This is a genomic window from Salinicola salarius, assembly GCF_003206135.1.
GTDB lineage: Bacteria > Pseudomonadota > Gammaproteobacteria > Pseudomonadales > Halomonadaceae > Salinicola > Salinicola salarius.
On sequence record NZ_PZJT01000030.1, the window covers coordinates 1 to 5,830 of the forward strand.

Annotated in this window: 2 tRNA genes and 3 rRNA genes; all 5 read right to left on the reverse strand. The window is 54.3% G+C overall.

The annotated features are described in order from the left end of the window. Positions 1-6: 6 nt before the first annotated feature. The 5 genes from rrf to DOM32_RS17495 all read right to left on the reverse strand — a co-directional run bounded on the left by rrf (position 7) and on the right by DOM32_RS17495 (position 5,352). Positions 7-121 (reverse strand): 5S ribosomal RNA (rrf, locus tag DOM32_RS17475). Between the two features lie 186 nt (positions 122-307). Beyond that, a 23S ribosomal RNA gene (locus DOM32_RS17480) occupies positions 308-3,199 on the reverse strand. A gap of 254 nt (positions 3,200-3,453) precedes the next feature. After that, positions 3,454-3,529: transfer RNA gene (locus DOM32_RS17485), tRNA-Ala, on the reverse strand. Between the two features lie 138 nt (positions 3,530-3,667). Further along, positions 3,668-3,744: transfer RNA gene (locus DOM32_RS17490), tRNA-Ile, on the reverse strand. Positions 3,745-3,811: 67 nt separating this feature from the next. Beyond that, a 16S ribosomal RNA gene (locus DOM32_RS17495) occupies positions 3,812-5,352 on the reverse strand. Together the 16S, 23S and 5S rRNA genes with 2 tRNA genes alongside form the textbook arrangement of a ribosomal RNA operon. Positions 5,353-5,830: the final 478 nt, after the last annotated feature.

The window sequence follows — 5,830 nt, forward strand, 5'->3', positions numbered from 1 at the left end:
ATAGATGCCTGACGATGACCTACTCTCACATGGGGAGACCCCACACTACCATCGGCGCTGAGCGGTTTCACTACTGAGTTCGGCATGGATCAGGTGGTTCCCACTCGCTATGGTCGTCAGGCAAAACTGACGTCGGGATGCGTGGCGTGACTGCAATTCGCCCTCATCCCGACCGATTCGGATCATGCTGACCAAGACACGTCTCGCCTGTCTGCTCTTCAAGACAGGGCGTATCCAGTCTGTCGGTGATCATCACCGATCGCACGCGGTACGCATCGTACCGGTGCCGTAAACCCCTTGGGGTTATATGGTCAAGCCTCACGGGGCATTAGTACACGTTAGCTCAACGCCTTGCAGCGCTTCCACATCGTGCCTATCAACCAGCTAGTCTTGCTGGACCCTTTAGGAGACTCGAAGTCTCGGGGAGATCTCATCTTGAAGAAGGCTTCCCGCTTAGATGCTTTCAGCGGTTATCCCGTCCGCACATAGCTACCCGGCGATGCCACTGGCGTGACAACCGGAACACCAGAGGTGCGTCCACTCCGGTCCTCTCGTACTAGGAGCAGCACTTCTCAAATCTCCAACGCCCACGGCAGATAGGGACCGAACTGTCTCACGACGTTCTAAACCCAGCTCGCGTACCACTTTAAATGGCGAACAGCCATACCCTTGGGACCGACTTCAGCCCCAGGATGTGATGAGCCGACATCGAGGTGCCAAACACCGCCGTCGATGTGAACTCTTGGGCGGTATCAGCCTGTTATCCCCGGAGTACCTTTTATCCGTTGAGCGATGGCCCTTCCATACAGAACCACCGGATCACTAGAACCTACTTTCGTACCTGCTCGACGTGTCTGTCTCGCAGTTAAGCACCCTTATGCTCTTGCACTCAATGCACGATTTCCAACCGTGCTGAGGGTACCTTCGTGCTCCTCCGTTACGCTTTCGGAGGAGACCGCCCCAGTCAAACTACCCACCACACACTGTCCTCACACCGGATCACGGTGCCAAGTTAGAACGCCAATGATGCCAGGCTGGTATTTCAAGGTTGGCTCCACCCGAACTGGCGTCCGGGTTTCCAAGCCTCCCAGCTATCCTACACAAGCAACATCAGCGTCCAGTGTGAAGCTATAGTAAAGGTTCACGGGGTCTTTCCGTCTAGCCGCGGGTACACAGCATCTTCACTGCGATTTCAATTTCACTGAGTCTCGGGTGGAGACAGCGTGGCCATCATTACGCCATTCGTGCAGGTCGGAACTTACCCGACAAGGAATTTCGCTACCTTAGGACCGTTATAGTTACGGCCGCCGTTTACCGGGGCTTCGATCAAGAGCTTCGCCCGAGGGCTAACACCATCAATTAACCTTCCGGCACCGGGCAGGCGTCACACCCTATACGTCCGCTTACGCGTTAGCAGAGTGCTGTGTTTTTAATAAACAGTTGCAGCCACCTGGTATCTTCGACCGGTTCGAGCTCGGGACGCGAGGTCCTTCACCCTAAGCCGGCGCACCTTCTCCCGAAGTTACGGTGCCATTTTGCCTAGTTCCTTCACCCGAGTTCTCTCAAGCGCCTTGGGATTCTCACCCTGACCACCTGTGTCGGTTTGGGGTACGGTCGCATGTGATCTGAAGCTTAGAGGCTTTTCCTGGAAGCGTGGCATCGATGACTTCCGGACCGTAGTCCGTTCGTCTCGTCTCTCGGCCTTGAGGACCCGGATTTGCCTAAGTCCTCAGCCTACTGACTTTCACCAGGACAACCAACGCCTGGCTCACCTAGCCTTCTTCGTCCCCCCATCGCAATCACATCCGGTACGGGAATATTAACCCGTTTCCCATCGACTACGCCTTTCGGCCTCGCCTTAGGGGCCGACTCACTCTGCTCTGATTAGCATAGAACAGAAAACCTTGGTCTTCCGGCGGGGGAGTTTTTCACTCCCCTTGTCGTTACTCATGTCAGCATTCGCACTCGTGATATCTCCAGCATGCTTCTCAACACACCTTCACAGACTTACACGACGCTCCTCTACCGCTCATCCAGAGGATGAACCCGTAGCTTCGGCATCTGGTTTGAGCCCCGTTACATCTTCCGCGCAGGCCGACTCGACTAGTGAGCTATTACGCTTTCTTTAAAGGATGGCTGCTTCTAAGCCAACCTCCTAGCTGTCTATGCCTTCCCACATCGTTTCCCACTTAACCAGAATTTGGGGGCCTTAGCTGACGGTCTGGGTTGTTTCCCTTTTCACGACGGACGTTAGCACCCGCCGTGTGTCTCCCACGCTCTACTCACCGGTATTCGGAGTTTGCCTCGGGTTGGTAACCCGGGATGGGCCCCTAGCCGAAACAGTGCTCTACCCCCGGCGGTAATACGTGAGGCGCTACCTAAATAGCTTTCGAGGAGAACCAGCTATCTCCGAGCTTGATTAGCCTTTCACTCCGATCCACAGCTCATCCCAGCATTTTTCAACATACTTGGGTTCGGGCCTCCAGTTGATGTTACTCAACCTTCACCCTGGCCATGGATAGATCGCCCGGTTTCGGGTCTATATCCAGCGACTGGTCGCCCAGTTAAGACTCGATTTCTCTACGCCTCCCCTATACGGTTAAGCTCGCCACTGAATATAAGTCGCTGACCCATTATACAAAAGGTACGCGGTCACAGAACGAGTCTGCTCCCACTGCTTGTACGCACACGGTTTCAGGATCTATTTCACTCCCCTCTCCGGGGTTCTTTTCGCCTTTCCCTCACGGTACTGGTTCACTATCGGTCAGCCAGGAGTATTTAGCCTTGGAGGATGGTCCCCCCATGTTCAGTCAGGGTTTCACGTGCCCCGACCTACTCGATTTCACACATTCAGGTTTTCGACTACGGGGCTATCACCCACTATGGCCGGCCTTTCCAGGCGCGTTCGTCTAACCAGTCACATGCTTAAGGGCTACTCCCCGTTCGCTCGCCGCTACTGGGGGAATCTCGGTTGATTTCTTTTCCTCGGGGTACTTAGATGTTTCAGTTCTCCCGGTTCGCTTCCCAACACCTATGGATTCAGTGTGGGATATCCAGCTTGTGCTGGATGGGTTTCCCCATTCGGAAATGTCCGGGTCGCAGGTTGTTTGCCACCTCACCGAACCTTATCGCAGGCTACAACGTCCTTCATCGCCTCTGGCTGCCAAGGCATCCACCGTGTGCGCTTAATCGCTTGACCATATAACCCGAAGGAGTCTGGTCAGTGATTAATCATTCGACAATTGCCGGATACGCTTGAGACGTATCTCGTTTCGTTCTTCTCTAGAGAGAAGAACTGTCAGCATGATCCAAATTGTTAAAGAGCGTTTAGAGCGATAAGCTCTAAGCTGTAAGCTTGCTGTCACGAGTGTTTCATCGTCACGTCAAGCGTATAGCTTAAAACTTATGGTCAGACTGTCGGGTTGTGCTTGCCTCTCGGTTGTCGCGAGAGAGTGGTGGAGCCTAGCGGGATCGAACCGCTGACCTCCTGCGTGCAAGGCAGGCGCTCTCCCAGCTGAGCTAAGGCCCCGGATAGACAGATCGTAAAAAGAACCAAGAAGACTTTCTCTTTTATTTGATCTGTTTAATTTTATTCAGATCGAGGCATTTCGGGGCGACGCATAGCCTGCTATGCGAGTCACGAAATAACGTGGAACTGGATAAAATTTGGTGGGTCTGGGCAGACTCGAACTGCCGACCTCACCCTTATCAGGGGTGCGCTCTAACCAACTGAGCTACAGACCCAAACAGTCTTGCTCTGGCCGATCAGGTAATTGATTGTGAGCGCTTGAACCACGCTAAGCTAATCGTTTAAGGAGGTGATCCAGCCGCAGGTTCCCCTACGGCTACCTTGTTACGACTTCACCCCAGTCATGAACCACACCGTGGTGATCGCTCTCCCGAAGGTTAAGCTAACCACTTCTGGTGCAGTCCACTCCCATGGTGTGACGGGCGGTGTGTACAAGGCCCGGGAACGTATTCACCGTGACATTCTGATTCACGATTACTAGCGATTCCGACTTCACGGAGTCGAGTTGCAGACTCCGATCCGGACTGAGGCCGGCTTTCTGGGATTCGCTCCACCTCGCGGTCTCGCAACCCTTTGTACCGGCCATTGTAGCACGTGTGTAGCCCTACCCGTAAGGGCCATGATGACTTGACGTCGTCCCCACCTTCCTCCGGTTTGTCACCGGCAGTCTCCTTAGAGTTCCCGACTTTACTCGCTGGCAAATAAGGACAAGGGTTGCGCTCGTTACGGGACTTAACCCAACATTTCACAACACGAGCTGACGACAGCCATGCAGCACCTGTCTCAGAGTTCCCGAAGGCACGAAGGCATCTCTGCCAACTTCTCTGGATGTCAAGGGTAGGTAAGGTTCTTCGCGTTGCATCGAATTAAACCACATGCTCCACCGCTTGTGCGGGCCCCCGTCAATTCATTTGAGTTTTAACCTTGCGGCCGTACTCCCCAGGCGGTCGACTTATCGCGTTAACTGCGCCACTAAGTCCTTAAAGGTCCCAACGGCTAGTCGACATCGTTTACGGCGTGGACTACCAGGGTATCTAATCCTGTTTGCTACCCACGCTTTCGCACCTCAGTGTCAGTGTCAGGCCAGAAGGCCGCCTTCGCCACTGGTATTCCTCCCGATCTCTACGCATTTCACCGCTACACCGGGAATTCTACCTTCCTCTCCTGCACTCTAGCCTGGCCGTTCCGGATGCCGTTCCCAGGTTGAGCCCGGGGCTTTCACAACCGGCGTGCCAAGCCACCTACGCGCGCTTTACGCCCAGTAATTCCGATTAACGCTCGCACCCTCCGTATTACCGCGGCTGCTGGCACGGAGTTAGCCGGTGCTTCTTCTGCGAGTGATGTCCTTCCTCTGGGGTATTAATCCAGAGGCTTTCTTCCTCGCTGAAAGTGCTTTACAACCCGAAAGCCTTCTTCACACACGCGGCATGGCTGGATCAGGCTTTCGCCCATTGTCCAATATTCCCCACTGCTGCCTCCCGTAGGAGTCTGGGCCGTGTCTCAGTCCCAGTGTGGCTGATCATCCTCTCAGACCAGCTACGGATCGTCGCCTTGGTAAGCCGTTACCTTACCAACTAGCTAATCCGACATAGGCTCATCCGATAGCGCGAAGTCCGAAGATCCTCCGCTTTCTCCCGTAGGACGTATGCGGTATTAGCGTGGGTTTCCCCACGTTATCCCCCACTACCGGGCAGATTCCTATGCATTACTCACCCGTCCGCCGCTCGCCACCAGGGAGCAAGCTCCCCGTGCTGCCGCTCGACTTGCATGTGTTAGGCCTGCCGCCAGCGTTCAATCTGAGCCATGATCAAACTCTTCAGTTTAAAGTCTGATAGTCCTTACTTCTTTCGTTCCGAAGAACGAGTAGAAAAGCGGACCAAACTTGGTTCAAGGTCAAACGAATCTTGACGAGTCGCTTGCCTCGATATGTCGTGACTGGCTGTCACGCGAGAACAAGCGCCCACATCAATTACCTGATCGATTGTTAAAGAGCGTCCCTACTCGAAGCGCTTTGCTTCTGCCGTCGGCCCCAAGTGCTTGTCAGCGCTTGTTTTCTTGGCCGCCGTAAGGAGTGGCGTATTTTAAGGATCTTGGCGGCGATGTCAACATCTTTTTTCGTTGAATCCCGCTGGCTCCGGTCAAGCTGGGTGGAGCCGATCCTTCGAAGAACTGGGAAGCGATCTTACCGGCTTCACCGCCTTGCGTCAACCGATTTCTTCAATCAAATCAAACGCTTGGCTTTCTTCTCCGCTGCCTCCGAAACCCTGTCTCGGCGTCAGCGGATGCGTACTTTACGGACCA